The sequence below is a fragment of the Microbacterium sp. Z11_20 genome (assembly GCF_057197605.1).
Window position 1 is genome coordinate 185,687 of the sequence record NZ_JBXVOQ010000003.1, and the last position, 25,929, is coordinate 211,615.

Consider the following 25,929-nt stretch of genomic DNA (forward strand, 5'->3'; position numbering starts at 1 on the left):
ACGCAACTCCCACAGAAGGACCGCACCGATGACCCTCACCCAGGAGCAGGCGACCTGGTTCGCCACGACCTTCGCGCAGATCGCCGACAACGTCGAGCGGGCCGTCCTCGGCAAGCGCCACGTCGTCGAGCTGGTGCTCACCGCGATGCTCAGCGACGGTCATGTGCTCCTGGAAGACGTCCCCGGCACCGGGAAGACGTCGCTGGCTCGCGCGATCGGGCAGTCGGTGCAGGGAACGAACACCCGCATCCAGTTCACGCCCGACCTCCTCCCCGGCGACATCACCGGCATCACCGTCTACGACCAGAAGACCGGGCAGTTCGAGTTCCACTCCGGCCCGATCTTCGCGAACATCGTGCTGGCCGACGAGATCAACCGCGCGAGCCCGAAGACCCAGTCCGCGCTCCTGGAGGTCATGGAGGAGGCGCATGTCACGGTGGACGGCGTCACCCGGCCCGTCGGCGTGCCCTTCCTCGTCCTCGCCACGCAGAACCCCATCGAGCAGGCCGGCACCTACCGGCTCCCTGAGGCGCAGCTCGACCGCTTCCTGATGCGCACGTCACTGGGGTACCCCGACCACGCCGCCACCGTCCGCATCCTCGACGGCGCGGCGCTCGCCACCGACGAGCTGTCTCCCGTGATCACGCCCCAGGCCCTCGTCGGGATGGCCGACCTCGCCGCCGACACGTACGTCGACGCCCTCGTGCTGGATTACATCGCGCGGCTCGTGGATGCCACGCGCTCGGCCGACGAGGTGCGCCTGGGCGTCAGCATCCGCGGCGCCCTCGCCCTCACCCGTGCCTCACGCACCCGCGCCGTCTCGCAGGGGCGGACCTATGTCACGCCCGAGGACGTTAAGGCGCTCGCCGTCGCCGTGCTCTCGCACCGCCTGATCCTCCACCCCGAGGCGGAGTTCGACGGCGTCACCCAGGAGGCGGTCATCGGCCAGGTGCTGCTGGATGTGGCCCCGCCCCTGCAACGCGAGGCCGTATGAGTTCGACCGAGTCGCGCTTCACCCGCACGTCCGCCGTCACCGGCGCGACCACACGCTCGTCGGTCACGTCGGCGACCACGACGGCACGACGCGGGCGTGCGCTCGTGCGCGCCGCGGTGTGGGCGAGCGCGGCATGGCGGGCGATCGTGGCGTGGGCCGCGGCGGCGGTGCGATGGTGCGCGCGCACGGTGCGGCCGGCCGGCGCGCTCGTGGCGGTGGCTGCCACGGCGGGGCTCGCACTCGGGATGCTGTTCGGGTGGGTCGAGTGGATGGTGGCGGGCGCGGTGTCGCTGCTGCTGCTCGCCATGAGCGTGCCGTTCCTCTTCGGCGCCCGCGCGTACGACGTCGATCTCACCCTCGCGCACGAACGCATCGTCGCGGGGGAGGGCGTGGAGGGAGAGGTCGTCGTCCGCAACGACGGGCGGCGGATCGCGCTCCCCGGGCGCCTGGACATCCCCGTCGGCCGCGGACTGGTCGAATTCGGTGTACCGCTCCTCCGCCCGGGGCACACCGTCGCCCAGCCGCTGGAGATCCCGGCGCTTCCGCGCGGCGTCGTGCGCGTGGGACCGGTCACCACCGTCCGCAGCGACCCGATCGGGCTGCTGCGCCGCGAGCACGCCTTCCAGGACGTGCATGAGCTGTTCGTGCATCCGCGCACGGTGCTCCTCCCCTCCACGAGCGCCGGGCTGATCCGCGACCTCGAGGGCAACCCCACCCGGCGGCTCGTGAACGCCGACATGTCGTTCCACGCCATCCGCGAATACGCGCCGGGTGATGCGCGACGTCAGATCCACTGGAAATCCACCGCGAAGACCGGCCAGCTGATGGTGCGGCAGTTCGAGGAGTCCCGCCGCTCCCGGATGGCCGTGGTCCTCGCCACCGCGCAGCAGGAGTACGCCGACGCCGACGAGTTCGAGCTGGCCGTCAGCGCCGCCGCGTCCCTGGGGCTGCGCGCCGTCCGTGACGCGCGCGACCTCGACATCGTCACCGGCTCGGAGATCCCCCGCGTCGTCCGCGGGCGCCTGCGTGCCATCTCCCACGTCCCCACCGTCTCCCCGCGGGCGATGCTCGACGGCTTCAGCGCCGTCGAACGCCTCGAGAACACGATGAGCGTCGAGGACGTCTGCCGCCTGACCTCCGAGGCGAACGAACGCCTGTCGATCGCGTTCGTGGTCGTCGGCTCGCTCGTGGCGCTCGGCCGCCTGCGCTCGGCCGCGTTGGCGTTCCCGGTCGACACCACCGTCGTCGCCGTGGTGTGCGACGAGCGCGCCCACCCGCGGATGCGGGCGCTGTCGGGCATTTCCGTGCTCACCGTGGGAACCACCGAGGACCTCTCCGGACTCCTCCTCCGCGGGGCCACGTCGTGAACGCGCGGCGGGCGGTGGGCGGGTCGCTCTCGGTGGGCGTCACGGTCGTTCTCGCCGCGATCGCCGCCTGGCCGATCTACGCCTCGGGGGCGTTCGTCGTCCTCGCGGTGGTGGCGTCGGTCGTCGGCGCGGCGATCGCCGCCGCCGTGTCCTGGCGCCGGTGGGGAGGCTGGGTCGCAACGGGACTCCTCGCCGCCGCCTTCGGGGTGCTGTCCGTGCCGCTGGCCGTGCCCTCGCGACTGGGCGGACCGCTCGAGATCGTGCGGGGACTCGGCGACGCGGCCGTGGGCGTCGTCCTCGCGTGGAAGGACCTCGTCACCGTCGACCTCCCCGTCGGCGCCTACCGCAACCTGCTCGTCCCCGCCCTCGTGGTCTTCCTCGTCGGCACCTGCCTCGCCCTGATGCTGTCGTGGCGGGCGGACCACTGGGCCGTCGCGGCGGTGCCGGTGGGCTTCGGGATGCTGGCGTTCGGGCTCTTCTTCGGGCGCACGGCCGTCAGCGATCCGCTGCCGGTGGGGACGTTCGCGCTGCACGCACCGGTGGAGACGGCACTCGGCGCCGCCGGCCTCGTCTCGGCGCTCCTGTGGCTCGCGTGGCGCACGCACGACGAGCGGGTGCGGGCGCTTCACCGCGCGGCGTCGGCGAGCGGCGTGCGCGTGTCGCGGCGACCCTCCCGCACCGATCGCCGCCGCACGGCCCTGGGTGCAGGGATGGTCGTCGTCGCGCTCGTGGGCGCGGTGGCCGTCGTGCCGTGGATGGCCCGCGGCGCCGACCGTGATGTCCTCCGCTCGGTCGCCGGCCCCGAGCGCGACATCGCCGCTGCCGTGAGTCCGCTCGCCGAATACCGGTCGCTCTTCGCCGCCGACCGCTCCGACGAGGTGCTGTTCCGTGTCTCCGGTGACGGGCCGATGCCCGAGCGTGTGCGGGTGGCGACGCTGGACGCCTACGACGGGGAGACCTTCCGCGCCGGCGGGGAGGCGGATACCCCGACGTTCGTCCGCGTGCCCTCGACGCTGGACGCGGGGGAGGGGCGCCCGGTCGACGTCGACGTGACCGTGGAGGATCTCCAGGGCATCTGGGTGCCCACCGCGGGCCGGCTCGTCGCCGTCGATTTCTCCGGCGAGCGTGCGGCCGCGCTGGCCGACCGGTTCTTCTACAGTGCCGCCGGTCAGGCCGGCGTCGTGACGGCCGACGGGGGCCTCCGCCCGGGTGACTCGTACCGGCTGCGTGCCGTGGACCCGTCGCCGCGGGAGCTGGCCGCCGTCGATGCGCCCGGCGGTGACCCCACCGGCCCTGAGGCGCCCGACAACCTCCGGAGGTGGGTCGAACAGCACGCCACCGGGTCGGACGGGGCGGCGCTGGCCGGGCTGGTCGGGCTGCTCCGCGACCGCGGATTCCTCAGCCACGCGCTGTCGGTGTCGGAGGAGGCGCCGCCGTCGTGGATGACGTCTCTCACCGGGTACCGGTTCCAGCCCAGCGCCGCGGGGCACTCCCTCGCGCGCATCGACACGATGTTCTCCCGTCTCCTGGAGCGCGAGAGCGATCCCCGCGCCGAACAGTCCGGCAACTACGTCGCCGCCGTCGGCGACGACGAGCAGTTCGCCGTGGCGACCGCGCTCATCGCCGGGGAACTGGGGTTTCCCGCCCGCGTGGTCGTCGGTGCACGGCTGACCGCCGCCGACCCGGGCGTCGTCACGTGCGAGGGCGGACAGTGCCGGGCTCGCGACCTCTCCGCCTGGACCGAGGTGCTCTCCGACGACGGTGCCTGGATCCCCATCGACGTCACCCCCCAGTGGACGCAGGCGCCGAGCCTGGAAGTGACCGAGCAGCGCGATCCGGAGAACGTCACCGAAGTGCGCCCCGACAGCGTCGAGGAGGTCGTTCCGCCCGAGCCGGTGCAGGACGATACCGCGCGCGACGACGACGACGACGACCCCGCGGGATGGGATCTGTCGTGGCTGTGGCCGATCCTGCGCATCACGGGCCTCGTCCTCCTCGTCCTCCTCGTGCTGCTCGGCCCTTTCCTCCTCGTCGTCGCCGCGAAGGCGCTCCGCCGTCGTGGTCGCCGCCGCGCCGCCGAGCCGGCACGCAGCATCGCCGGCGGATGGGACGAGTACGTCGACGCCGGGGTGGATGCGCGACGCCCGGCACCTCCCACCGGAACCAGGCCGGAGGTCGCCGCCGCATTCGGCACGGCCGCCGGCGCGCACCTGGCGTCCGTCGCCGACCGCGCCGTTTTCTCGGGCCAGAACACCACCGAGGACGACGCGGAGGAGTTCTGGCGCATCGTGGAGGCGGAGCGACGCGCCCTGACCCGCGGCGGGGGGCTCCGGCGGAGCATCCTCGCGGCCGTATCGTTGAGATCGTTCGTGCGCCTCGTGGCGCCGCAGGCGTCGACGGGGAAGTCGCGCATCGTTGAGAGGGGGAAGCGCCGGGCCGTCGGTCGCGGGCGCACAACGTCATGAACACGGAAAGCATCACGATCGCGCTGGGAGTGACCTCGGTCGTCCTCGCCATCGTCCTATACGTCTGGATGGCGCTCGCATTGGCGGCGCTGTTCCGCAAGGCCGGCGAACAGGGGTGGAAGGGCTGGGTGCCGTTCCTCAACCAGGCCATCGTGCTGCAGCTGGGCGCATTCTCCCCGTGGCTCATCCTGCTGGTGCTCATCCCGGTTCTCGGTCAGCTCGCCGTCTGGGTGCTGATCGTGATCTCGGCGCATCGGATCAACCGCTCCTTCGGGTACGGCGGCGGGATGACGGTGCTCGCCGCGCTGCTGTTCCTCATCTGGGCGAGCGTCCTGGGGTTCGGCTCGGCCCGCTGGATCGGGGCGCCCGCCGGGGGTCCCGCTCGTGCGGCGGCACCCCCCGCGCCGCCGGCGCCGCCCCTCGTGGGCGGGTGGACGCCCTCGGCGCAGCCCCCGCCCGTCCCGCCCCTCGGACCGGCGCGAGCCCCCTCGGCCGCACCGGCCGCCGAGCCGGCGTCCTGGGCCCCCGCCTTCCCGTCCGAGCCCGTTGCGCGCGTCGTGCCGACGCTGGACCGCGAGGTCGAGGACAGCGCCGTGGATCCCGGAGACCGCCTGGAGCCCGCGCCGCGCCGCTCCGGTTCGTTCACGCCCCCGCCGGTTCCCCCCACGCCGACCGCACCCGGCGAGCCGGTCGTCCCCATCTCCTCGGTGCCGGGAACGCGGTCGGCCCCGCCGCCGGCACCCGCTCCCGCTCCGGTGGAGAGCGTCCCCGCTCCGCCGCCGGTCGCCGAAGAGCGCGAGCCGTGGTCGGCGGATCGGCACGCGCCGGATGACAGCTTCCCCGAGCCCTCCGAAGCGATCTCGGCCGTCGTCGGTGCCCCCGATGCCGGTGCGCCGCGTTCTGCGCGCTCCTCCGTGTCGGCGTTGTACGCGCAGCCCGAGATCCCCGATGACGAGGTCGGCCCCGACGTCGACGACGACGAGCCCATCGATCAGACGATCATCGCCAAGCGGCGTCGCACGCCGTGGACGCTCGTGCCGCCGATCGGCTCGCCCATCGAGATCGCCTCGGACGTGGTCATCCTCGGTCGCCGCCCGGCGCCTGACCCGGCGTATCCCGACGCGCAACTGGTGTCGATCCCCGACGAGACGCGGACCGTCTCCAAGACCCACGCGCGGCTGGAACTGCGCGGCGAGACCTGGTTCGTCACCGACCTCGGATCCACCAACGGCGTGCTGTTCGCCACCCTCATGGGCACGGAGGTCGAGGCGCAGCCCGGGCAGGAGCTCGAAGCCGGCGAGCGGTTCTTCCTCGGCGACGCCGAGGTGCGTCTGCGCCGCAGCGACACGTGAGGCGGATCGGGCGGTGAATGAGCGCGAGGACGAGGACGACGTCACGATCTGGGCGGGGCGTCTTCGGGGCTGGCCCGCCGCCGAACCGGACCCGGACGCCGACCTCGACGATGCCACCACCCTCGCCGCGCGCCAACCGGCCGGCCCGCGCCGCCGCGGCGGAGAGCCGCTTCCGCCCCGACCGGACGAAGCCGACGGTGCGCCCGAGGAGGCCACCGGCCCCCGTGCCACCGGCGGCCGCGCCCTGCCCCCGGCCGCCGGCCGCGCCCTGCCCCCCGGTGCCCGCCCCGTTCCGCAGGCCCCCGCCGAGGGGCGACGCGTGGCGCAGGTGCCCGACGCGGGGTCGCGCGAGATCTATCGCCCGCGCCCTCCCGAGCCGGAGATCGTGGAGCGACGACCTGCCGCACGACGGGCGCCGCAGCATCCGGCCGGCGATGCGGCGGGGGTTTCGCGCGGTCGCCGCGGACGCCGCCTCGTCTGGATGCTCGTGGCGGGGGCAGGCGCGTTCACCGCCCTCGCCGTGGCGGTGCTCGTCCTCGTGCTCGCTGTGGGCTGAACCGCAGGTTTGCCACCCCCCGGCCAGGCGCGTATCATTAAGTAGGTGTGCGCACGTGCGCGCTCTGCGTCGTGCCTCGGCCGCTGCAGGCGAGCCGGCGCTGCATCTCAGGGAAACGGCCTGCGAACAGGCCACCCCCACGGCATACCCACCACCAGAACGCGCCGGATTTCCGGGCGCGCCGGCGGGTCTGTGGTGAAACCACACGGCTGTCACCGTGCAGCATTATCAAGGAGAGAACGTGCCAACCATTCAGCAGTTGGTTCGCAAGGGGCGTGCGCCGAAGGTCTCGAAGACCAAGGCTCCCGCGCTGAAGTCGAACCCGCAGCAGGCCGGCGTCTGCACCCGCGTGTACACGACCACGCCCAAGAAGCCGAACTCGGCGATGCGCAAGGTCGCCCGTGTCAAGCTGCGCAACGGCGCCGAGGTCACCGCGTACATCCCCGGTGAGGGCCACAACCTGCAGGAGCACTCGCTCGTGCTCGTCCGCGGCGGTCGTGTGAAAGACCTCCCCGGTGTCCGTTACAAGATCGTCCGCGGTGCGCTCGACACCCAGGCCGTCAAGAACCGTAAGCAGGCTCGCAGCCGCTACGGCGCCAAGAAGGGTTGAGTTAGATGCCTCGTAAGGGTCCCGCTCCCAAGCGTCCCGTTGTCAACGATCCCGTCTACGGCGCTCCGATCGTCACGCAGCTCGTGAACAAGATCCTCGTCGATGGCAAGAAGTCCATCGCCGAATCGATCGTGTACACCGCGCTCCGCGGCGTCGAGGCCAAGAACAGCCAGGACGCCGTCGCCACCCTCAAGAAGGCGCTCGACAACGTGCGCCCCACCCTCGAGGTCAAGAGCCGCCGCGTCGGTGGCTCGACCTACCAGGTGCCGGTCGAGGTCAAGCCTCACCGCGCCAACACGCTCGCGCTGCGCTGGCTCGTCAGCTACGCGAAGGGCCGCCGTGAGAAGACCATGACTGAGCGCCTCCAGAACGAGATCCTGGATGCCTCGAACGGCCTGGGTGCCGCGGTGAAGCGCCGCGAAGACACTCACAAGATGGCCGAGTCGAACCGCGCGTTCGCGCACTACCGCTGGTAAACAGCTTTTCTGCATCCGGCCGGGGACACTGTCCCCGGCCGGATGCACCCCACAAGACGTAAAGGAAAACCCCGTGGCACAAGAAGTGCTCACCGACCTCACCAAGGTCCGCAACATCGGCATCATGGCGCACATCGATGCCGGCAAGACGACGACGACCGAGCGCATCCTGTACTACACCGGAACCAACCACAAGATCGGCGAGACGCACGATGGCGCGTCCACGACCGACTGGATGGAGCAGGAGCAGGAGCGCGGCATCACGATCACCTCGGCCGCCGTGACCTGCTTCTGGGACAAGAACCAGATCAACATCATCGACACCCCCGGCCACGTCGACTTCACGGTCGAGGTCGAGCGTTCGCTCCGCGTCCTCGACGGCGCCGTCGCGGTGTTCGACGGCAAGGAGGGCGTCGAGCCCCAGTCCGAGACGGTGTGGCGCCAGGCCGACAAGTACGACGTACCGCGCATCTGCTTCGTCAACAAGATGGACAAGCTCGGTGCCGACTTCTACTTCACCGTCGACACGATCGTCAACAAGCTCAAGGCGAAGCCGCTCGTCATCCAGCTCCCCATCGGCGCCGAGAACGACTTCGTCGGCGTGGTCGACCTCGTCGAGATGCGCGCCCTCGTGTGGGCCGGTGACGCCAAGGGTGATGTGACCATGGGCGCCAAGTACGACGTGCAGGAGATCCCGGCAGACATGGCCGAGATCGTCGCGAAGTATCGCGAGATGCTGCTCGAGACGGTCGCCGAGTCCGACGAGGCCCTGCTCGAGAAGCACTTCGGTGGCGAGGGTCTCACCGTCGCCGAGATCAAGGCCGCCATCCGGAAGATGACCGTCAACTCGGAGCTCTACCCCGTGCTCTGCGGATCGGCGTTCAAGAACCGCGGCGTGCAGCCGATGCTCGACGCCGTCATCGACTACCTCCCGTCTCCCCTCGACGTGCCCGCGATCGAGGCGCACGACCCGAAGAACGAAGAGAACATCATCGAGCGTCACGCCGACCGCGATGAGCCGTTCACGGCGCTCGCGTTCAAGATCGTGACGCACCCGTTCTTCGGTCGCCTGACCTACATCCGCGTCTACTCGGGTCACCTCGACTCGGGGAGCCAGGTGGTCAACTCGACCAAGAGCAAGAAAGAGCGCATCGGGAAGATCTTCCAGATGTACGCGAACAAGGAGAACCCGGTCGACGCCGTCACCGCCGGGCACATCTACGCCGTCATCGGGCTCAAGGACACCACGACCGGTGACACGCTCTCCGACGCGCAGCACCAGGTCGTGCTCGAGTCGATGACGTTCCCCGAGCCGGTCATCGAGGTCGCCATCGAGCCGAAGACGAAGGCCGACCAGGAGAAGCTGGGTCTCGCGATCCAGAAGCTCGCGGAGGAGGACCCGACGTTCCGCGTCGAGCAGAACTCCGACACCGGTCAGACGGTCATCCGCGGCATGGGCGAGCTGCACCTCGACATCCTTGTGGACCGCATGAAGCGGGAGTTCAAGGTCGAGGCCAACGTCGGCAAGCCCCAGGTGGCGTACCGCGAGACGATCAAGAAGGCCGTCGAGCGTCACGACTACACGCACAAGAAGCAGACCGGTGGGTCGGGTCAGTTCGCGAAGATCCAGTTCGCGCTGGCACCTCTCGAGGTCACGGCCGACAAGACGTACGAGTTCGAGAACAAGGTCAGTGGTGGCCGGATCCCGCGCGAGTACATCGAGCCGACCAACCAGGGCTTCCAGGATGCGATGGCCGTGGGCGTGCTCGCGGGCTACCCCATGGTCGGCGTCAAGGCGACGCTGACCGATGGTGCCGCGCACGACGTCGACTCCTCGGAGATGGCGTTCAAGATCGCCGGTTCCATGGGCTTCAAGGAGGCCGTCCGCAAGGCCAACCCGGTCATCCTCGAGCCGATCATGGCCGTCGAGGTGCGCACGCCCGAGGAGTACATGGGCGACGTCATCGGCGACCTGAACTCCCGTCGTGGCCAGATCCAGTCGATGGAGGACGCCGCCGGCGTCAAGGTCGTCCGGGCCAACGTCCCGCTGTCGGAGATGTTCGGCTACATCGGCGACCTCCGCTCGAAGACCTCGGGCCGCGCCGTCTACTCGATGGAGTTCGACAGCTACGCCGAGGTTCCTCGCGCCGTCGCCGACGAGATCATCCAGAAGACCAAGGGCGAGTAACACTCGCCCGGATGCCGGGGGCTCCGAGCCTGGCGACGAGCCCCCGCCATCCAGCAAACTCAATACCCACTCTCTAGTAATCTGAGAACCATCCCCGTAGCTGACCGGTCGCAATCCAGTGCCCGGAAGTCCTACAAGAACGTCCTGAGGAGGACCCAGTGGCTAAGGCCAAGTTCGAGCGCACCAAGCCGCACGTGAACATCGGAACGATCGGTCACGTCGACCACGGCAAGACCACGCTCACCGCCGCAATCTCGAAGGTGCTCGCCGACAAGTACCCGTCGTCGACCAACGTTCAGCGCGACTTCGCGTCGATCGACTCGGCGCCCGAAGAGCGCCAGCGCGGCATCACCATCAACATCTCGCACGTCGAGTACGAGACCCCGAAGCGTCACTACGCCCACGTCGACGCCCCGGGCCACGCTGACTACATCAAGAACATGATCACCGGTGCCGCTCAGATGGACGGCGCGATCCTCGTGGTCGCGGCGACCGACGGCCCGATGGCTCAGACCCGCGAGCACGTTCTGCTGGCCAAGCAGGTCGGCGTGCCGTACCTGCTCGTCGCCCTGAACAAGGCCGACATGGTCGATGACGAGGAGATCCTGGAGCTCGTCGAGCTCGAGGTCCGCGAACTGCTCTCCAGCCAGGACTTCGACGGCGACAACGCCCCCGTCGTCCGCGTCTCGGGCCTCAAGGCTCTCGAGGGCGACGAGAAGTGGGTCAACTCCATCGTCGAGCTCATGGAAGCCGTCGACGAGTCGATCCCCGACCCGGTGCGCGACAAGGACAAGCCGTTCCTGATGCCCATCGAGGACGTCTTCACGATCACCGGTCGTGGCACCGTCGTCACGGGTCGCGCCGAGCGTGGCACGCTGGCCATCAACTCCGAGGTCGAGATCGTGGGCATCCGCCCGACGCAGAAGACCACGGTCACCGGTATCGAGATGTTCCACAAGCAGCTCGACGAGGCGTGGGCCGGCGAGAACTGCGGTCTGCTGCTCCGCGGCACCAAGCGTGATGACGTCGAGCGCGGCCAGGTCGTGGTGAAGCCCGGTTCGGTCACCCCTCACACCAACTTCGAGGGCACCGCGTACATCCTGTCCAAGGACGAGGGTGGGCGTCACAACCCGTTCTTCACGAACTACCGCCCGCAGTTCTACTTCCGCACCACGGACGTCACGGGCGTCATCTCGCTGCCCGAGGGCACCGAGATGGTCATGCCCGGTGACACCACCGAGATGTCGGTCGAGCTCATCCAGCCGATCGCCATGGAAGAGGGCCTCGGCTTCGCGATCCGTGAGGGTGGCCGCACGGTCGGCGCCGGCACGGTGACGAAGATCCTCAAGTAACACGTCGCACAAGGCGGTAGGGGTCGGACCTTCGGGTCCGGCCCCTTCGTCGTTTCCGGGTCGCAACTGGCCGGATTGTTACGCGCCGATGAAGAGTTCCTGACCCTGGATCATCCAAACTTGTGCTTTTCCTGAGAACCCCGATAGCCTGACGCGAGAAGTGGTGGGAAGGTGCCGTATCCCCCACGCCGCGCGACATCGGACGGATCCCCGTCCTCCTTCGCAGCTCACCGCACGTCACAAGCATCGGAGTACTGTATGAAGAACTTTCGGACCAAGTTTGCGGCGGTAGTCATCGCCGCCGCCGCCATCACCGCTGTTCCTGCCGTCGCCATGGCGGCTCCCCAGGGCGGGTCGTACCCCGCTCCGTCCCCCGCCTCGGGTCCGGTCGTCCTGGCTCCCGGCGCCAGCAGCACGTACACGTTCGGCGGCTTCGCACCTGGCGAGGACGTCACCTTCACCCTGACGGGTGAGAGCGTCGCCGATCAGCACCTGGCGCTCGTGCGCGCCGCAGTGACGTCCACGACAGAGGTCAAGATTGCCGCAGCCGACGGCACCGCCTCCGTGGTGGTCACCCTTCCGGCCAACGCCACGGGCACCTACACGCTCACCGCCGACAGCGCGTCGACGAACGCCGGCTCGATCATGATCAGCGTGGCCGCCGCCGGCGGCCTCCCCGCGACCGGTATCGACGCGGCCTCCATGACGAGCGTCTGGATCGGTGGCGGCGCGCTGCTGGCCGCCGGTATCGCCGTCACGAGCGTTGCGATGATCCGTCGTCGCCAGGCTCAGGAGAGCTGAACTCAGCACTGACACTCAGCACTGCACGAAGGCCCCTCGTCCACGGACGGGGGGCCTTCGTCATGTTCACGCGTCTGGGCCGGAGAGCGGCCCGGCCGCTAGCGCGCGTTCTGCTCGCGCAGGCGGGCCACTTCCCGGGCCACCTGGTCCTGGCGCACCCGGAACGGTGCTCCGCCGTAGATCACCAAGCCCGCCACGATGACGACGACAGCCGTGCCGAGGATGGGCCATACCGGCCAGAAGTACCCGCCCGGCGTGGTCAGCCCCCAGATCAGCAGCATTCCGGCGGCGAGGACGACCCAGAGGCCGGCGACCGCCTTGTAGACGTTCTTCGCTATGACGATCGCGCGGGCGCGGTGTTCCAGGGTGTATTGGTCGTTACTCATGATGTTGCTCCGTTGTTCTGGCCGCGGATGCCCGCGGCGCGTTGGTGTGGTGTGGATGGAACGCCCTCGGTCATGACGACACGAGGGACGAGGGGCGGGGGTGGCGGCTGAATGCCGGCACCCGTCCGTACGCGATGGTGGCGAGCACCCCGAGGGCGATGCCGATGGCGCCGCCGATGCCGACGCTCAGCCAGGCGTCGGACAGTCCCGCCGCCGGGTTGCCGTCGAAGTAGAACAGGGCGCGCACCCCGTCGACGATGGGGCGGAACGGGGCGAAGCCCGAGACCCACTGGAAGAACGGGGGAGTGGCCTCCAGGGGCACGGTTCCCCCGGACGAGGTCATGGCCAGTGCGATGAAGAAGACGGTGTTCACGAGCGCACCGAGGCCGGGACCGAAGATCGCGAAGACCGACAGGGCGCCGGCTCCCACGGCCGCGATGACCGCGCTGGAGAACAGCCAGAGGATCAACGGATCCGCGGTGGGAACGCCGATCACCTGAGTGGCCATCAGCTGCGTCGCGATCGCCGCCACGGGTGAGGCGACCAGGAGGATCGCGAGCTTTCCGAGGTAGGTCTGAAGCCGGGAGGCGGGCACATAGGGTCGTCGCTCCACCCTGGGTCCGACCTCGCTCGGGGCGAATCCGAGCGCCGAGTCCACGAGCGGTCCCACGAGGGATGCGCCGATGAAGGCGATGAGAACGAGGATCAGTGCGTAGTAGAAGGCGCTCGTTCCGAGGCCCGCATTCGCCGGCAACTCTGCGAATGCCGTCGTGGTGACGTGGAACGGCTGCTCCAGCAGTGCCGCGTTGGCCGCGGGCAGTGGGGTCTCGCCGGCTCCGGCGGTGAGCCGCGCACCGACATCGGTGGCGACGCCGTGCAGCACCGGTACGAGGTTGCCCGTCAGGAGGCCGTTACTGAGGCCGCCGTCACCGGCGTTCGTGAGGATGGTCACCACCGGGACGGAAACGGGCGCGCCGGTCGGGAGGAGGCTAACGATCCCCTCGTCGAAGCCCGCCGGGATGACGACGGCTCCCGCGATGCGGTCCTCCTCCATCGCGCGGGTCATGTCCTCCTCGGTCATCCGGGTGAAGGCGATTTTGTCGCCGACGCCGTCCTCAAGGGCGTCGGCGACGGTGCCCGCGAGAGGCGGCGCGACTCCGGACTGCTCCTCGAGCACGAGACCGACGGGAAGACCCTCGAGGTTCGACTGCGGGTCGGTCGTTCCCGCGAGATAGATGGTGGGGAACAGTGCGGCGATCCCGATGATGAGCATCAGCGGGATGAGCCACGTGCGGTAGTGGGTGAGGACTCGTGCAGCGGACATGTTGGCCGCTCCTTTCGTAGATAGTAAGCTATCTAGCTACAAGATAGTATAAATATCTACAGGAGGCAAGGTGCGAATTTCCGAACTGGTCAGCCGAGCTGATGTGCCGTTGGCGACGGTGAAGTTCTACATCCGGGAGGGCATGCTCCCGTCGGGCCGTGTGACCAGCGCCCGGCGTGCGGAGTACGACGAAGCGCACCTCGAGCGTCTCCGCCTCATCCGGTCGCTCACCGTCGTCGCGGGGCTGCCGCTGAACCGCGCGAAGCGGATCCTCGACATCATCGACCACCCGGAGGGCTCGCTCTACGCGACGCTGGGGCGCGCGATCGACGCTCTGGCCGACCGGCCCGCCGCCGACGCGACCGGCGAGGGGGAGGAGCGGACGTCCTATCCGCGAGCGAGGGCGGCGTTGCCGGCCCTCGGGGAGACGTACGCGAGATCGGCCGAGCACATGGCGGCCTTCGCACAGCTGGACGATGCCCTCCGGGCAGCCCAGGAGGCCGGCATCGTGCTCGATGAGGAGAGCCTGCGCATCTACGGTGAGCACGTCGCGGCGATCGCCCGCGCAGAGGTCGAGCGAATGCCGCGGGATGACCCGCGGGCGACCGTCCAGTACGCGGTCCTCGGCACGGCGTTGGGGGAGCCCGTTCTGGCTGCCCTCCGCCGCCTTGCGCACCAGAATCTGGCGGCGGCCATCACCTCCGAGGCCGACTGACCCGTGCCAGGAACGGGGACCAACGACCCGGGCCCTTCGTCGTGTCTTTCGACCTGTTTCTGCCCGCTTCGCGCGCCGCCGAGGTGCGTACTCATGGGCCCGCGCTGCGGGCCGGATCCCTGAAAATACGCGGGCCACGGCCCTCGACAGCGCTCACCACAGCCAGGATGATCAGTCGGCGGGGGACGGGTGTAACGGGTCGAACGCACCTTGACCGCGTGGAAAATCCCCCCCTATCGTCGCCCCCAAGAGGCGGCATGCCAGGAGACGTCTGGGGCCTCGTCACAGTCCCCCCCCCCCCGATAGGCGTTAGCCGAGGTAGTCATGGGTGCAAAGGCACGCCCGTCCGGGCCCCCGAGCCATTCGCTCCGCCGCCGGGCCCGGAGAAGGACGAACGACGCTCGTGCGCAGCGCGGACGCCCGCTCTCCATCGCCCTCTCGGCCCTGCTGACGGCGGTGCTGGTCCTCACCGGCACGCCCGCGCTGGCGGCGGTCGAGCCGCCCGCCCCGGCCGGTTCCACGGCGGCCGTTCCGCCGACCGAAGGCCCCCCGGCGGCGCCGGAGACGCCTTCCGCGCCCGCCGAGCCGGCCGAGGAACCCGCCCCGCCAGCCCCGCCCGCCCCGCCGGCCCCGCCCGCGCCGACGCCCGCCCCTGAGCCCGTGACGCCCCCCAGCCCGCCGACCCCCGCGCCGGAGGAGCCGAGTGCCGAGCCCACCGCGGCGCCGTCCGAGGAGGCGCCCGCCCCGGGTCCGGCCGACGATGCCGTCCCCGACGTCGGGGTCCTCGCCGTGCCCGCCCCGGGGACGACCACCGCGGTCATCACCGTGAAGGTGGGGTCGGACCGCACGGGTATCACCGGGGTGACGAACCTCGCCGGCGTGGTGCTCCTGCTGAACGAGGGCGGTGCGTCCGGGCCGAACGGCGTGCGCCCGGACGGGGTGGCCGGCACCGCCGACGGATGGGCCAAGTGCACGTCGGATGCCGCCGGGGACTGCTCGTTCGTGGTGCCCGACACCGGCGTGGGGCCGTTCGGCTTCCCCCAGGCCAACCGAGACGACCGGTACTGGGTGGTTCAGTCCAGCGTGCCGGAGGGGTACTACGCCAACCCGTCGCTGCGCACCGGGCCCGGCACCGGAGGAGGCACGGCCACCGCGTACCAATTCCGTACCGGTACCCAGTTGCGGGCCGGCAACGTCTACAGCTCGCAGAACGCGAGCGACTTCATGCTGTCATCCGGATCGCAGGCCACGGCGTCCGGCGGGATCTGGCAGCAGTCGCGCAACAATCCGCCCCTGGGCGCCTCCTGCGGCCTGGACGTCGCCCTGATCCTCGATCTGTCGGGATCGGTCGGATCCAGCACCGGGCAGTTGAAGGCCGCCGCGGATACCTTCGTGAACTCCCTCCAAGGCACCCCGTCGCGCATGTCGCTCTTCTCTTTCTCCACCGTGTCGCCGGCCCAGGGTGCAACCGCGAATTACCCCAGCCTGACCTCCGTGGCCACCTCCACCCAGGCCGACGCCTTCAAGAACCGGTACGCGAACTGGACGGCGGTGGGCGGCACGAACTGGGACCGGGGACTCGGCGTGGCGGCCGCGGCGAACACGGCGGCGAACAACTTCGACCTCGCCGTGGTCATCACCGACGGCGATCCCACCTTCTACAACCAGCCCTCCCAGGGGCCGGGCAACTTCAATCGCTTCCGCGAGACCGAGAACGGCATCTTCTCCGCCAACGCGCTGAAGGCGGGCCCGGCCGGCGGATCCCCCACACGGCTCGTAGCGTTCGGCGTCGGTGACGGAGCGAGCGGCGCCGCAACGGCGCTGAACCTCCGCGCCATCTCGGGCCCCACCGCCTACGACGGTTCCAACGGCACGTCGGCCGACTACTACCAGACCGCGAATTACGCCGCAGTCGGGACGGCGCTGCGCACTCTCGCCCTCGGCAACTGCGAGGGAGACCTGACCGTCACCAAGCAGATCGTCCCCGCGTCCGCCCCCGCCGGCTCGATCGAGGGGGCGACGCCCGCCGGCGCCGGCTGGCAGTTCACGAGCGACATCGGCACGCCCGGCGTCACGACGCCCGATCCGGTGCTCACGACGACCGCGAACGGCACGGGCACGGTCAGCTACCGGCTGCAGTACCCCGGCGGAACGGAGGCGGCCTCGGTCACCGTCACCGAGGCGCAGCAGCCCGGATTCACGCTGCAGCCGGTGGACGCGCAGAACGCGGTGTGCACGAATCTGAACACCGGTGATCCGGTCCAACCCACTGCCTCGCCGACGGACGGCTTCACGGTCACCGTGCCCAGCACGCAGGCGGTCAACTGCACCGTCTACAACCGTGCGCCCAGCCCGGAGGCCGATATCACCGTGACGAAGAACTGGGTGGTCAACGGCGTCGCCTATGAAGAGGGCGCCCAGCCGGGGAACCTGTCCGCACAGCTTCAGCTGACCGGACCCGGCGACGCGGAGGCGAGCGGCCAAGGATGGGGCGTGACCCGGTCCGGGTACGCGCAGGGCGACACCGTCACGCTGTCCGAGCAGGTCACCCTGATCGACTCCACCCTGTGCACCGACGACGCGGTCGTGACCAGCCTCAACGGGTCCGCCGTGGACTTCCCGCTCGGCGACGGGTACGACGTGGACCTGACGCAGGCGCAGAACACCGCGACGATCACGAATACCGTCACGTGCGAGAGCCGACTCACCCTGGCCAAGCAGGTGGACGGCGGTGATGCCGATCCGACCAGCTGGACCCTCAACGCGTCCTTCCTACCCGACGCACCGGTTGCCGAGGGACTCCCCGGGTTCTCCGGCTCCTCGGGCGAGGAGGCGACGACGTCGCAGGAGGTCACCCCCAACGCCCGCTACCAACTCTTCGAGACGGGCGGCGACGCACGGTACATCCAGGTCGACGAGCGGACGGACCTGCAGTCCAACCCCCTGTCCACGGGTTCGGCGACGTGCATCCGCGTCGACGAGAACGGCGACAGATATCCCGACAGCGGATACTCGGACGGCATCAACGGCGGCGTGAACGTGCCGCTGGGCTACCGCGTGCAGTGCACCTTCGTGAACCAGGACGCGCAGGTGACGCTCCTGAAGAACGTCGTCAACGACAACGGTGGTTCCACGCCCGCCGAGGAGTGGGACTTGACCGCCACACCCGCCACGCGGGAGGGGCTGACAGCCACGACCGTGACGGGATCGGAGGACATCGTCGCCGCCAGCATCATCCAGGTGCGTCCCGACCACGTGTACACGCTCACCGAGTCCGCCGAGGAGGGGTACGAGTTCTCGCGTCTGCAGCAGCGCGTGGGCGAGGAGTGGGTGGATGTCGAGGCCAACCCCGATCCGGCCGGCTACCCGCGGCAGAACGCGGCGGGAGACTGGGAGGTCACGGTCCCGGCTCTCGGCAACCCGGTGTACCGCTTCGTCAACGACGACGTCGCCCCCACCCTCACCCTGGTGAAGGAGGTCGTCAACGACACCGGCGGCACCGCGGAGGAGCCGGAGTGGACCCTCACGGCGACGACCCCGGACGGCCCGAACCTGAGCGGCGCGACCGGAACGTCGGGGGCGGTGGCCGCCGGCGCTGTGTACACGATCGGGGAGACCGGCCCGCCCGGATACGACTGGACGACCCTGAGCTGCACCGGATATCCCGACACGACGAGGGCGGCTCCGGAGCTGACCCTGGAGCCCGGCGACGCCGTCACATGCACGCTGACCAACGACGATGTCGTCGTCCCGGTGATCATCGAGAAGTCCGACGGCGCGGCAGCGCAGTCCGCCGACGGGGTATGGACCATCCGCTACCCCGTCGTCGTCACCAACACCAGCAGCACCCTGCCCACGACGTACTCGCTCACCGACGTGCCGGGGTTCGACGCCAGCTTCACCGTCCTCACGCAGGGGTGGGAGGGCGCGCCCGATGTGACCGACGTGCCTCTCGAGGCCGGCGGCACCGACGAGTACACGTACGTGATCACGGCCGAGGTGAACCGCACCCCGGTCGACGCGTCGGCGCTGGAGTGCTCGGCGACCGGAGGCGGATTCTTCAATACCGCCGAGGCGACCTACCCCGGCGGCGAGGCGAGCGACACCGGATGCGCCGTCCCGGCCGCCCCGACCGTCGAGAAGATCGCGCAGCCCTCGGTGCAGAACCTCACCACGGGCGAGTGGACGCTCAGCTACCGGGTCGCCGTGGCCAACCCCAGCCAGATCGAGCTGGCCTACGACCTCACCGATATTGCCGCGGAACTGCCCGCCGGCGTCGCCGGGGGTACATGGACGGCCTCGGATCCCGTCGCCGTCGGCGGTGGCACGTTCGTGCGCAGCGCCGATCCGGTGGGTGACGGGCCGCTCGCGACCGGCACGCTTCCCGCCGGTGCGACGCACACCTACACGCTCTCGCGCACCGTGACGGTGGCGGCATCCGTCGCCGACGAGGCGCTCACCTGCGGCCCGGTCATCGGCGAGGGCGGCGGCGTGTGGAACACCGCGACGGTCACGAACGGAATCGCTGAGCCCTCCTCCTCCGACTGCGCCCAGATCGAGCGCCCCGACGCCGACGTCACCAAGACGGTCACCTCGACGCTGCAGCTGGCGGACGGCACGTGGCAGATCACGTACGACATCGCGGTGGCGAACGCCTCGGATACGCTCGCGGCGGTCTACAGCCTCGACGACGCGCTGCAGTTCGGCGGCGACATCACGGTCGAGGGGGCCACGTGGACGGGCCCCACGGGCACCGGCGACTTCGCCGCCGACGGTACGGCCACGCTCGCGACGGACCGCGCACTGGCGCCGGGCACCACGGAGACGTACACCGTCGTGGCGCGGGCCGGCATCGACGCGGCCGCGTGGGAGGGTGGCGACCTCGCGTGCGACGGCACGACGGCCGGCGGATTCCTGAACACCGCGACGGTCACCGTCGCCGGCGAGGAGGTTCCGGCCTCCGACTGCTCCGAACCCGCCCTGCCGACGATCGAGAAGGTCGGCGTCGCGGTGACCCAGGACCCCGACGCACCCACGCGATGGACGGTCACGTACGACCTCACCGTCACCTCGGGCGGCTACGACACCGTCTACTCCCTGGCCGACAGCCCGTCCTTCCCGGAAGGCGTCACACTCGGCGCCGGGACGGCCCAGCGCACCGACACGGAGGTCCAGCCGCTCCTGCCCGTGACCCGCGGCGTGGACTTCGTCACCGGCGTCCCGCTGGCCGCCGGCGCGACCCACGTGTACCGCGTGACCTGGCAGGCCGAGCTCACCGATGCCTACAGCGAGGATGACGCCGCCTGCACCGGCGAGGCCGGCAGCGGGTTCTTCAACGCCGCCCTGCTGCAGGTCGGCGACATCCCGATCGACGCCACCGACTGCATCCCCGTCGACGAGCGGGTGTACCCGGCCGTGGCGAAGACGGTGACGACCACCGCGCAGGACCCGCAGACGGGCCTCTGGACCATCGAGTACGACCTCCAGGTGACCCTGCCCCCGCTCGGCGAAGACAACCCGGAGGGGCTGTCGGCGGCGTACGACCTCACCGACACGCTCCAGTTCGGCGGAGACATCGACATCCGCAGCGCCTCCTGGTCGGGCGAGTCCTCCGGGGACTTCACGTTCTCGCCCGACCCGGCCGTGCTCGCGTCGGACAAGGCGATCGCCGCCGGGGTCACGCACACCTACACCGTGCGCGTGGTGGCCGCCGTCACCGCCGCCGCGGTGGAGGGTGGCACCACCGCGTGCCTGCCCGACGGGGCGGGCGGGTTCCTCAACACCGCGCAGCTGACCTCGGCGACCGTGGAGACCGACGTGCGCGCGTGCTCCGAGCCGGTGTTCCCGGAGGTGGAGAAGACCGCCGTGGGCGAGGCGGTGCTCGACCCCGACACCGGGCTGTGGTCGGTGGTCTACGACATCGCCGTGCGCTATCCCGACGCCGCCGACCCCCTTCCGACCCTCGGGTACGTCCTCACCGACGTCCCCGACCTGCCTGAGGGCGTCGAGCTGGCCGGCGAATGGACCGCGGAGGCGGGCACGACCGACACGCCGGCACCGGACCAGCCCTCGTGGGACGGCACCGGCACCTGGACGATCGTGACGGGCGCCTTCGACCCCGCCGTCGACGGAGTGCGGGAGCACCTGTTCACCATCACCGCGCAGGTGCGCATCACGGCGACGCCGACCGGCGAGCCGGTGCAGTGCGACGACATCGAGGCGCCGGGCGTCCCCATCGCCAACACCGCGACCGTCGTGTCGGGCGGGTACCGCGCCGACGACGACGCGTGCGAGCTCGTGCCCTTCGACGACGTCGGGATCGTCAAGACCACCGACGGCGTGGAAGGACCGCTGGAAGCCGGCGCCACGTTCGACTACGTGCTCACGGTGACGAACAACGGCACCCTGGATGCCACGGACGTGAGGGTCGCCGACCCCGTTCCGAGTCGGCTGACCGTGACCGCGATCGACCTCTCCGCGGCTCCAGGATGGTCGAACGACAACGCGCCCGCGCTCGTGGACGAGGACAACGGCGTGGCACTGAGCGCGGCGCGGCTGGCGGTGGGTGCGAGCGTGCAGATCCGGCTCTCGGTGACGGTGGACGCGCTGCCTGCCCCCGACGTGGTCGCCCTCGGCCCCGACGACCCCGCGCCCACCCCCGAGCTGCCCGACAGCACGCTGACCAACGAGGCATGTGTGACCGCCGTGGGCGACAGCGACCCCTCCAACGACTGCGGCGATGTCACAGTAGGGACTCGCGACATCGCCGCAGCCGTCTTCACGCGCTGCGTGTCGGACGTCCCCAGCATCGGCTTCACGCTGGTCAAGACCCAGAACCTCGTGGCCGAGCCGGTCGAGCTGTCGTGGACGCCGGATGGCGCGAGCACGGCGACCGATCCGGCCGCTGTCGAGCGGTCCTACCCCGGGGGGTCGACGGTCCACACGGACGAGTTCCCGTGGGTGGGAGCGACCTCCACGCCCGCCGGCATCGGGATCGACAACGCCGGTCTGCGCCCGCTCCGCGCGTCGGACTACGCGCCCGGTGGCGGCTACTACCTCCCCGGCACCACGACCGTCATGACGCCGGAGCAGCAGGCGGAACTGGTTGTCAACGGACTCATCGTCGATCCCAGCGAGGCCGACTTCGCCTGGCGCGGCCCCACCACCCTGACCCTCACCGTCAACCCGAGCCAGACCTTCCAGATCGCCGAGATGCCCACCGGCGGAGACTGCGCGGCCGCCCGCCACTCGGAGGTGCGGATCGAGAAGACCACCGCCGTCGAACGCGTGGCGCCCGGGGGGGAGTTCTCCTACCAGCTGGAGACGGCCAACGTCAGCGACCACTCCGCGGCAGAGGGGGTCGTCGTCACCGACGAGATCCCGTCGGAGATCCGCATCACCGGCGTGTCGTGGCCGGGGCAGGGCGACCCCGACGTGTTCCCGAACTGGCGCACGTGCGCCGTGACGGGCCAGAGCAGCACCGGATACGGCGGAACGCTGCGCTGTGAGCTGCTCGGGCCGCTGCATCCGGCCGGAGCGGGGCTCGGCGCCTCCAGCGCCCCGACCATCACGCTCGAGGCCACCGTCGATCCCGGCGCCGGCTCGACCACCATCCGCAACGTCGCCGTCGTGGAACACCAGACCTTCGGAGAACCGGGCGATCGCGGCACGGACAGCGACGACGCGGTCGTGCGCGTGTTGACGCTGCCGGCCACCGGCGGCTCGCCCCTGCTCGCACTCGTCCTGTTCGCTCTGCTGGCCCTGGGCGGGGGAGCGGCGGGGCTCCTCGTACGGGATCGACGCCGGGAGGCGGGTGCGCCGACGCCCTGAGGCCTGCGGGGCGGGTCGCGACACGCCCGGGTTTGCGACACGCCCGGGCTGCACGTAGACTAGTTCAGTTCCACATTCCGACTTGCTTCGTGCAAGTCCGGATCACTGCCAGGGCAGTGCATAGGCAGCGCGCAAGCGTACGACCTAGGCCGCGGGCAGCAGAACATCACACCGACCCCCTCCTCCTCACGGAGACGTGCGTCCGCGCGCGGGTGGGTCGGGCCGGATGCGAAAGCGTGCGGTTTGACACCTGAACAGCGGTGCAGCATCGCCCGAGAGGGCGGCGAAGTGCCCGGCGCGCAAGCGCCACCGTGCGTCCAATGCCCGTGTTCCGAATGAGCACAGCGGTATGACGCGAGAAAGAGAGTGAGCAGACAATGGCGGGACAGAAGATCCGCATTCGCCTGAAGTCGTACGATCACGCCGGACTGGATTCGTCCGCGCGCAAGATCGTCGACACCGTGACCCGAGCCGGCGCGACCGTTGTCGGACCGGTGCCGCTGCCGACCGAGAAGAACGTCGTCGTCGTCATCCGGTCGCCGCACAAGTACAAGGACAGCCGCGAGCACTTCGAGATGCGCACCCACAAGCGCCTCATCGACATCATCGACCCGACGCCCAAGGCCGTCGACTCGCTGATGCGTCTCGACCTCCCGGCTGACGTCAACATCGAGATCAAGCTCTGAGGTCCGACATGGCACAGTCACATTCAGAACAGGTCAACTCCAAGGTTTCCAAGGGACTGCTGGGCACGAAGCTCGGCATGACCCAGGTCTGGGACGCGAACGGCAAGCTCGTTCCCGTCACCGTCATCGAGGTCGCTCCGAACGTGGTCACCCAGGTGCGCACGCCGGAGAAGGACGGCTACAACGCCGTTCAGATCGCCTACGGGCAGATCGACCCCCGCAAGGTGAACAAGCCGCTCACCGCCCACTTCGAGGCGGCCGGCGTGACTCCCCGTCGCCACCTCACCGAGATCCGCACCGCGGATGCCGCTGACTACTCACTCGGTCAGGAGCTCACCGCGGACGGTCTCTTCGAGGCCGGCCAGCTGGTCGACGTCGTCGGCACCAGCAAGGGCAAGGGCACGGCGGGTGTCATGAAGCGTCACAACTTCAAGGGCGTCTCCGCCTCGCACGGTTCGCACCGCAACCACCGCAAGCCCGGTTCGATCGGCGCCTCGTCGACCCCGAGCCGCGTGTTCAAGGGCATGCGCATGGCCGGCCGTATGGGTGGCGAGCGCGTGACCGTCCTCAACCTCACGGTGCACGCCGTCGACGCCGAGAAGGGTCTGCTGCTCGTCAAGGGCGCCGTCCCCGGCGCACGCGGCCGCATCGTCTACGTCCGCAACGCAGTGAAGGGTGCCTGATTACGATGGCTGACTCGACTCTCGCGCTCGACGTCGTGAAGGCAGACGGCAAGAAGGCCGGCTCCGTGGAGCTGCCCGCCGCTCTGTTCGACGTCAAGACGAACATTCCGCTCATCCACCAGGTCGTCGTCGCGCAGCGCGCGGCGGCTCGCCAGGGCACGCACTCGACCAAGCGTCGTGGCGAGGTCTCCGGCGCCGGCCGCAAGCCCTTCAAGCAGAAGGGCACCGGTAACGCCCGTCAGGGCTCCATCCGGGCGCCCCAGATGACCGGTGGTGGCATCGTGCACGGCCCGAAGCCGCGCGACTACGGCCAGCGCACCCCCAAGAAGATGATCGCCGCTGCGCTTCTGGGTGCACTGAGCGACCGTGCCCGCGGTGACCGTCTCCACGTCGTGGACTCGTTCGCCATCGAGGGCGCACCGTCCACGAAGGCTGCAGCCGCCGTGCTCTCCACGCTCGCCCCGGCGCAGAAGAGGGTGCTCGTCGTGATCGAGCGCGGTGACGAACTGACCATCAAGAGCGTGCGCAACCTCGCGTACGTCCACGTGCTCAGCTTCGACCAGTTGAACGCCTACGACGTGCTCGTCTCCGACGACATCGTCTTCACCAAGGCCGCCTACGACGCGTTCGTCGCGTCCAAGGGCGGCACCACCGAGGAGGTCTCGGCATGAGCAACATCGCCGTCAACAAGGACCCGCGCGACGTGATCCTGCGGCCGGTCGTCTCCGAGAAGAGCTACGGGCTCATCGACGAGGGCAAGTACACGTTCTACGTGGACACCCGCGCCACCAAGACCGAGATCAAGCTGGCGATCGAGAAGATCTTCGGTGTCAAGGTCGCCTCGGTGAACACGCTCAACCGGGCCGGTAAGACACGCCGCACCCGCTTCGGGACGGGAAAGCGCAAGGACACCAAGCGCGCCATCGTCACGCTGAAGTCGGGCACCATCGACATCTTCACGGCTGTCGGCTGACGGTCGGGACAGAAGGACACCAACTATGGCTATTCGCAAGTACAAGCCCACGACCCCCGGTCGCCGCGGCTCGTCGGTGGCGGACTTCGCTGAGATCACCCGATCGACGCCTGAGAAGTCTCTCCTCCGCCCGCTGTCCAAGACCGGTGGTCGCAACAACCAGGGTCGCATCACGACGCGTCACATCGGTGGTGGTCACAAGCGTCAGTACCGTCTGATCGACTTCCGTCGTAACGACAAGGACGGCGTCGACGCCAAGGTCGCGCACATCGAGTACGACCCCAACCGCACCGCGCGCATCGCGCTCCTGCACTACGTGGACGGCGAGAAGCGCTACATCCTCGCGCCGAACAAGCTGAAGCAGGGCGATGTCGTCGAGTCCGGTGCCGGCGCCGACATCAAGCCGGGCAACAACCTGCCGCTGCGCAACATCCCCACCGGTACCGTCATCCACGCCATCGAGCTCCGCCCCGGCGGCGGCGCGAAGATGGCCCGGTCGGCCGGCGCTTCGGTGCGTCTGGTCGCCAAGGACGGCCCGTACGCGCAGCTGCGTCTGCCCTCCGGCGAGATCCGCAACGTCGACTCGCGCTGCCGCGCCACCATCGGCGAGGTCGGCAACGCCGAGCAGTCGAACATCAACTGGGGCAAGGCCGGCCGCAAGCGCTGGAAAGGCGTGCGCCCGACCGTCCGTGGTGTCGCGATGAACCCGGTCGACCACCCGCACGGTGGTGGTGAGGGTAAGACCTCCGGTGGGCGTCACCCGGTGACGCCGTGGGGTCAGCCTGAGGGCCGCACCCGCCACGCCAACAAGGAAAGCGACAAGCTCATCGTCCGCCGTCGCACCGCCAGCAAGAAGCGCAAGTAGGTAGGAACAGAAGATGCCACGCAGTCTCAAGAAGGGCCCCTTCGTCGACGAGCACCTGCTTCGCAAGGTCGTGTCGCAGAACGAAGCCGGTACCAAGAACGTCATCAAGACCTGGTCTCGCCGATCGATGATCATCCCGGCGATGCTGGGCCACACGATCGCCGTCCACGACGGTCGCAAGCACATCCCCGTGTTCGTGACCGAGACCATGGTCGGCCACAAGCTCGGCGAATTCGCGCCCACCCGCACCTTCCGCGGCCATGTGAAGGACGACAAGAAGGGCCGCCGCCGCTGACGCGGAGGCGT

20 protein-coding genes are annotated in these 25,929 nt (G+C 69.9%); 18 read left to right on the top strand and 2 right to left on the bottom strand.

The features are described 5' to 3' along the window. The first annotated feature begins 28 nt into the window (after positions 1-28). The 10 genes from AC2DFQ_RS08900 to AC2DFQ_RS08945 all read left to right on the top strand — a co-directional run bounded on the left by AC2DFQ_RS08900 (position 29) and on the right by AC2DFQ_RS08945 (position 12,161). On the top strand, positions 29-994 hold the full coding sequence (locus tag AC2DFQ_RS08900; protein WP_484533645.1) for an AAA family ATPase: 966 nt from the start codon (positions 29-31) through the stop codon (positions 992-994). Next, positions 991-2,361 (top strand): DUF58 domain-containing protein, encoded by a 1,371-nt coding sequence (locus tag AC2DFQ_RS08905; protein WP_484533646.1) that lies wholly within the window; start codon positions 991-993, stop codon positions 2,359-2,361. The genes AC2DFQ_RS08900 and AC2DFQ_RS08905 overlap by 4 nt, the downstream gene beginning before the upstream one ends. Beyond that, positions 2,358-4,826, top strand: coding sequence for a transglutaminase TgpA family protein (locus AC2DFQ_RS08910; RefSeq protein ID WP_484533647.1), 2,469 nt, complete (start codon positions 2,358-2,360; stop codon positions 4,824-4,826). The genes AC2DFQ_RS08905 and AC2DFQ_RS08910 overlap by 4 nt, the downstream gene beginning before the upstream one ends. Continuing rightward, positions 4,823-6,178: a DUF5684 domain-containing protein gene (locus AC2DFQ_RS08915; RefSeq protein ID WP_484533648.1), complete on the top strand. Its 1,356-nt coding sequence runs from the start codon at positions 4,823-4,825 to the stop codon at positions 6,176-6,178. Before AC2DFQ_RS08910 ends, AC2DFQ_RS08915 begins: the two co-directional genes overlap by 4 nt. Positions 6,179-6,191: 13 nt before the next feature. Next, positions 6,192-6,734 (top strand): hypothetical protein, encoded by a 543-nt coding sequence (locus tag AC2DFQ_RS08920; protein WP_484533649.1) that lies wholly within the window; start codon positions 6,192-6,194, stop codon positions 6,732-6,734. A gap of 241 nt (positions 6,735-6,975) precedes the next feature. Continuing rightward, the gene (rpsL, locus tag AC2DFQ_RS08925; protein WP_484510388.1) at positions 6,976-7,344 is read left to right on the top strand and encodes a 30S ribosomal protein S12; all 369 of its coding nucleotides are present in this window, start codon (positions 6,976-6,978) and stop codon (positions 7,342-7,344) included. A gap of 5 nt (positions 7,345-7,349) precedes the next feature. Continuing rightward, positions 7,350-7,820 carry a 30S ribosomal protein S7 gene (gene rpsG / locus AC2DFQ_RS08930; protein WP_484510389.1) on the top strand — a complete coding sequence of 157 codons (471 nt, stop codon included), beginning with the start codon at positions 7,350-7,352 and terminating at the stop codon, positions 7,818-7,820. A gap of 73 nt (positions 7,821-7,893) precedes the next feature. Continuing rightward, positions 7,894-10,008 (top strand): elongation factor G, encoded by a 2,115-nt coding sequence (fusA, locus tag AC2DFQ_RS08935; protein ID WP_484510390.1) that lies wholly within the window; start codon positions 7,894-7,896, stop codon positions 10,006-10,008. A gap of 158 nt (positions 10,009-10,166) precedes the next feature. Then, the gene (gene tuf, locus AC2DFQ_RS08940) at positions 10,167-11,360 is read left to right on the top strand and encodes an elongation factor Tu (protein ID WP_484510391.1); all 1,194 of its coding nucleotides are present in this window, start codon (positions 10,167-10,169) and stop codon (positions 11,358-11,360) included. A 258-nt stretch (positions 11,361-11,618) separates the two neighbouring features. Further along, positions 11,619-12,161, top strand: coding sequence for a hypothetical protein (locus AC2DFQ_RS08945; protein WP_484533650.1), 543 nt, complete (start codon positions 11,619-11,621; stop codon positions 12,159-12,161). Between the two features lie 98 nt (positions 12,162-12,259). Here the strand turns inward: AC2DFQ_RS08945 and AC2DFQ_RS08950 are convergent, their stop codons facing one another. After that, the gene (locus AC2DFQ_RS08950) at positions 12,260-12,547 is read right to left on the bottom strand and encodes a hypothetical protein (protein ID WP_484533651.1); all 288 of its coding nucleotides are present in this window, start codon (positions 12,545-12,547) and stop codon (positions 12,260-12,262) included. A 70-nt stretch (positions 12,548-12,617) separates the two neighbouring features. After that, on the bottom strand, positions 12,618-13,871 hold the full coding sequence (locus tag AC2DFQ_RS08955) for a YhgE/Pip domain-containing protein (protein ID WP_484533652.1): 1,254 nt from the start codon (positions 13,869-13,871) through the stop codon (positions 12,618-12,620). 70 nt (positions 13,872-13,941) lie between these two features. Here AC2DFQ_RS08955 and AC2DFQ_RS08960 point away from each other — a divergent pair, with 70 nt between their 5' ends. From AC2DFQ_RS08960 to rpsS, 8 genes are all read left to right on the top strand, one after another. Further along, positions 13,942-14,586, top strand: a complete 645-nt coding sequence (locus AC2DFQ_RS08960) for a MerR family transcriptional regulator (RefSeq protein WP_484533653.1) — start codon at positions 13,942-13,944, stop codon at positions 14,584-14,586. Between the two features lie 660 nt (positions 14,587-15,246). Beyond that, positions 15,247-22,416, top strand: coding sequence for a hypothetical protein (locus AC2DFQ_RS08965; protein ID WP_484533654.1), 7,170 nt, complete (start codon positions 15,247-15,249; stop codon positions 22,414-22,416). Positions 22,417-22,793: 377 nt separating this feature from the next. Then, the gene (gene rpsJ / locus AC2DFQ_RS08970) at positions 22,794-23,102 is read left to right on the top strand and encodes a 30S ribosomal protein S10 (protein ID WP_045246810.1); all 309 of its coding nucleotides are present in this window, start codon (positions 22,794-22,796) and stop codon (positions 23,100-23,102) included. Between the two features lie 8 nt (positions 23,103-23,110). Next, positions 23,111-23,785, top strand: coding sequence for a 50S ribosomal protein L3 (rplC, locus tag AC2DFQ_RS08975; protein ID WP_484510397.1), 675 nt, complete (start codon positions 23,111-23,113; stop codon positions 23,783-23,785). 5 nt (positions 23,786-23,790) lie between these two features. After that, positions 23,791-24,456: a 50S ribosomal protein L4 gene (rplD, locus tag AC2DFQ_RS08980; protein ID WP_484510398.1), complete on the top strand. Its 666-nt coding sequence runs from the start codon at positions 23,791-23,793 to the stop codon at positions 24,454-24,456. Next, positions 24,453-24,758: a 50S ribosomal protein L23 gene (rplW, locus tag AC2DFQ_RS08985; RefSeq protein ID WP_484510399.1), complete on the top strand. Its 306-nt coding sequence runs from the start codon at positions 24,453-24,455 to the stop codon at positions 24,756-24,758. The genes rplD and rplW overlap by 4 nt, the downstream gene beginning before the upstream one ends. 25 nt (positions 24,759-24,783) lie before the next feature. Continuing rightward, positions 24,784-25,623: a 50S ribosomal protein L2 gene (gene rplB, locus AC2DFQ_RS08990; RefSeq protein WP_484510400.1), complete on the top strand. Its 840-nt coding sequence runs from the start codon at positions 24,784-24,786 to the stop codon at positions 25,621-25,623. Positions 25,624-25,636: 13 nt separating this feature from the next. Further along, positions 25,637-25,918 (top strand): 30S ribosomal protein S19, encoded by a 282-nt coding sequence (rpsS, locus tag AC2DFQ_RS08995; protein WP_147911206.1) that lies wholly within the window; start codon positions 25,637-25,639, stop codon positions 25,916-25,918. The last annotated feature ends 11 nt before the right edge of the window (positions 25,919-25,929 follow it).

Coding starts and splice junctions, on each gene's coding strand:
- AC2DFQ_RS08955 (WP_484533652.1), bottom strand. CDS start 13,871: ATGTCCGCTGCACGAGTCCTCACCCACTACCGCACGTGGCTCATCCCG.
- AC2DFQ_RS08950 (WP_484533651.1), bottom strand. CDS start 12,547: ATGAGTAACGACCAATACACCCTGGAACACCGCGCCCGCGCGATCGTC.
- AC2DFQ_RS08945 (WP_484533650.1), top strand. CDS start 11,619: ATGAAGAACTTTCGGACCAAGTTTGCGGCGGTAGTCATCGCCGCCGCC.
- AC2DFQ_RS08915 (WP_484533648.1), top strand. CDS start 4,823: ATGAACACGGAAAGCATCACGATCGCGCTGGGAGTGACCTCGGTCGTC.
- rplC (WP_484510397.1), top strand. CDS start 23,111: ATGGCACAGTCACATTCAGAACAGGTCAACTCCAAGGTTTCCAAGGGA.
- rplW (WP_484510399.1), top strand. CDS start 24,453: ATGAGCAACATCGCCGTCAACAAGGACCCGCGCGACGTGATCCTGCGG.
- rpsJ (WP_045246810.1), top strand. CDS start 22,794: ATGGCGGGACAGAAGATCCGCATTCGCCTGAAGTCGTACGATCACGCC.
- rplD (WP_484510398.1), top strand. CDS start 23,791: ATGGCTGACTCGACTCTCGCGCTCGACGTCGTGAAGGCAGACGGCAAG.
- rplB (WP_484510400.1), top strand. CDS start 24,784: ATGGCTATTCGCAAGTACAAGCCCACGACCCCCGGTCGCCGCGGCTCG.
- rpsG (WP_484510389.1), top strand. CDS start 7,350: ATGCCTCGTAAGGGTCCCGCTCCCAAGCGTCCCGTTGTCAACGATCCC.
- AC2DFQ_RS08905 (WP_484533646.1), top strand. CDS start 991: ATGAGTTCGACCGAGTCGCGCTTCACCCGCACGTCCGCCGTCACCGGC.
- rpsS (WP_147911206.1), top strand. CDS start 25,637: ATGCCACGCAGTCTCAAGAAGGGCCCCTTCGTCGACGAGCACCTGCTT.
- AC2DFQ_RS08900 (WP_484533645.1), top strand. CDS start 29: ATGACCCTCACCCAGGAGCAGGCGACCTGGTTCGCCACGACCTTCGCG.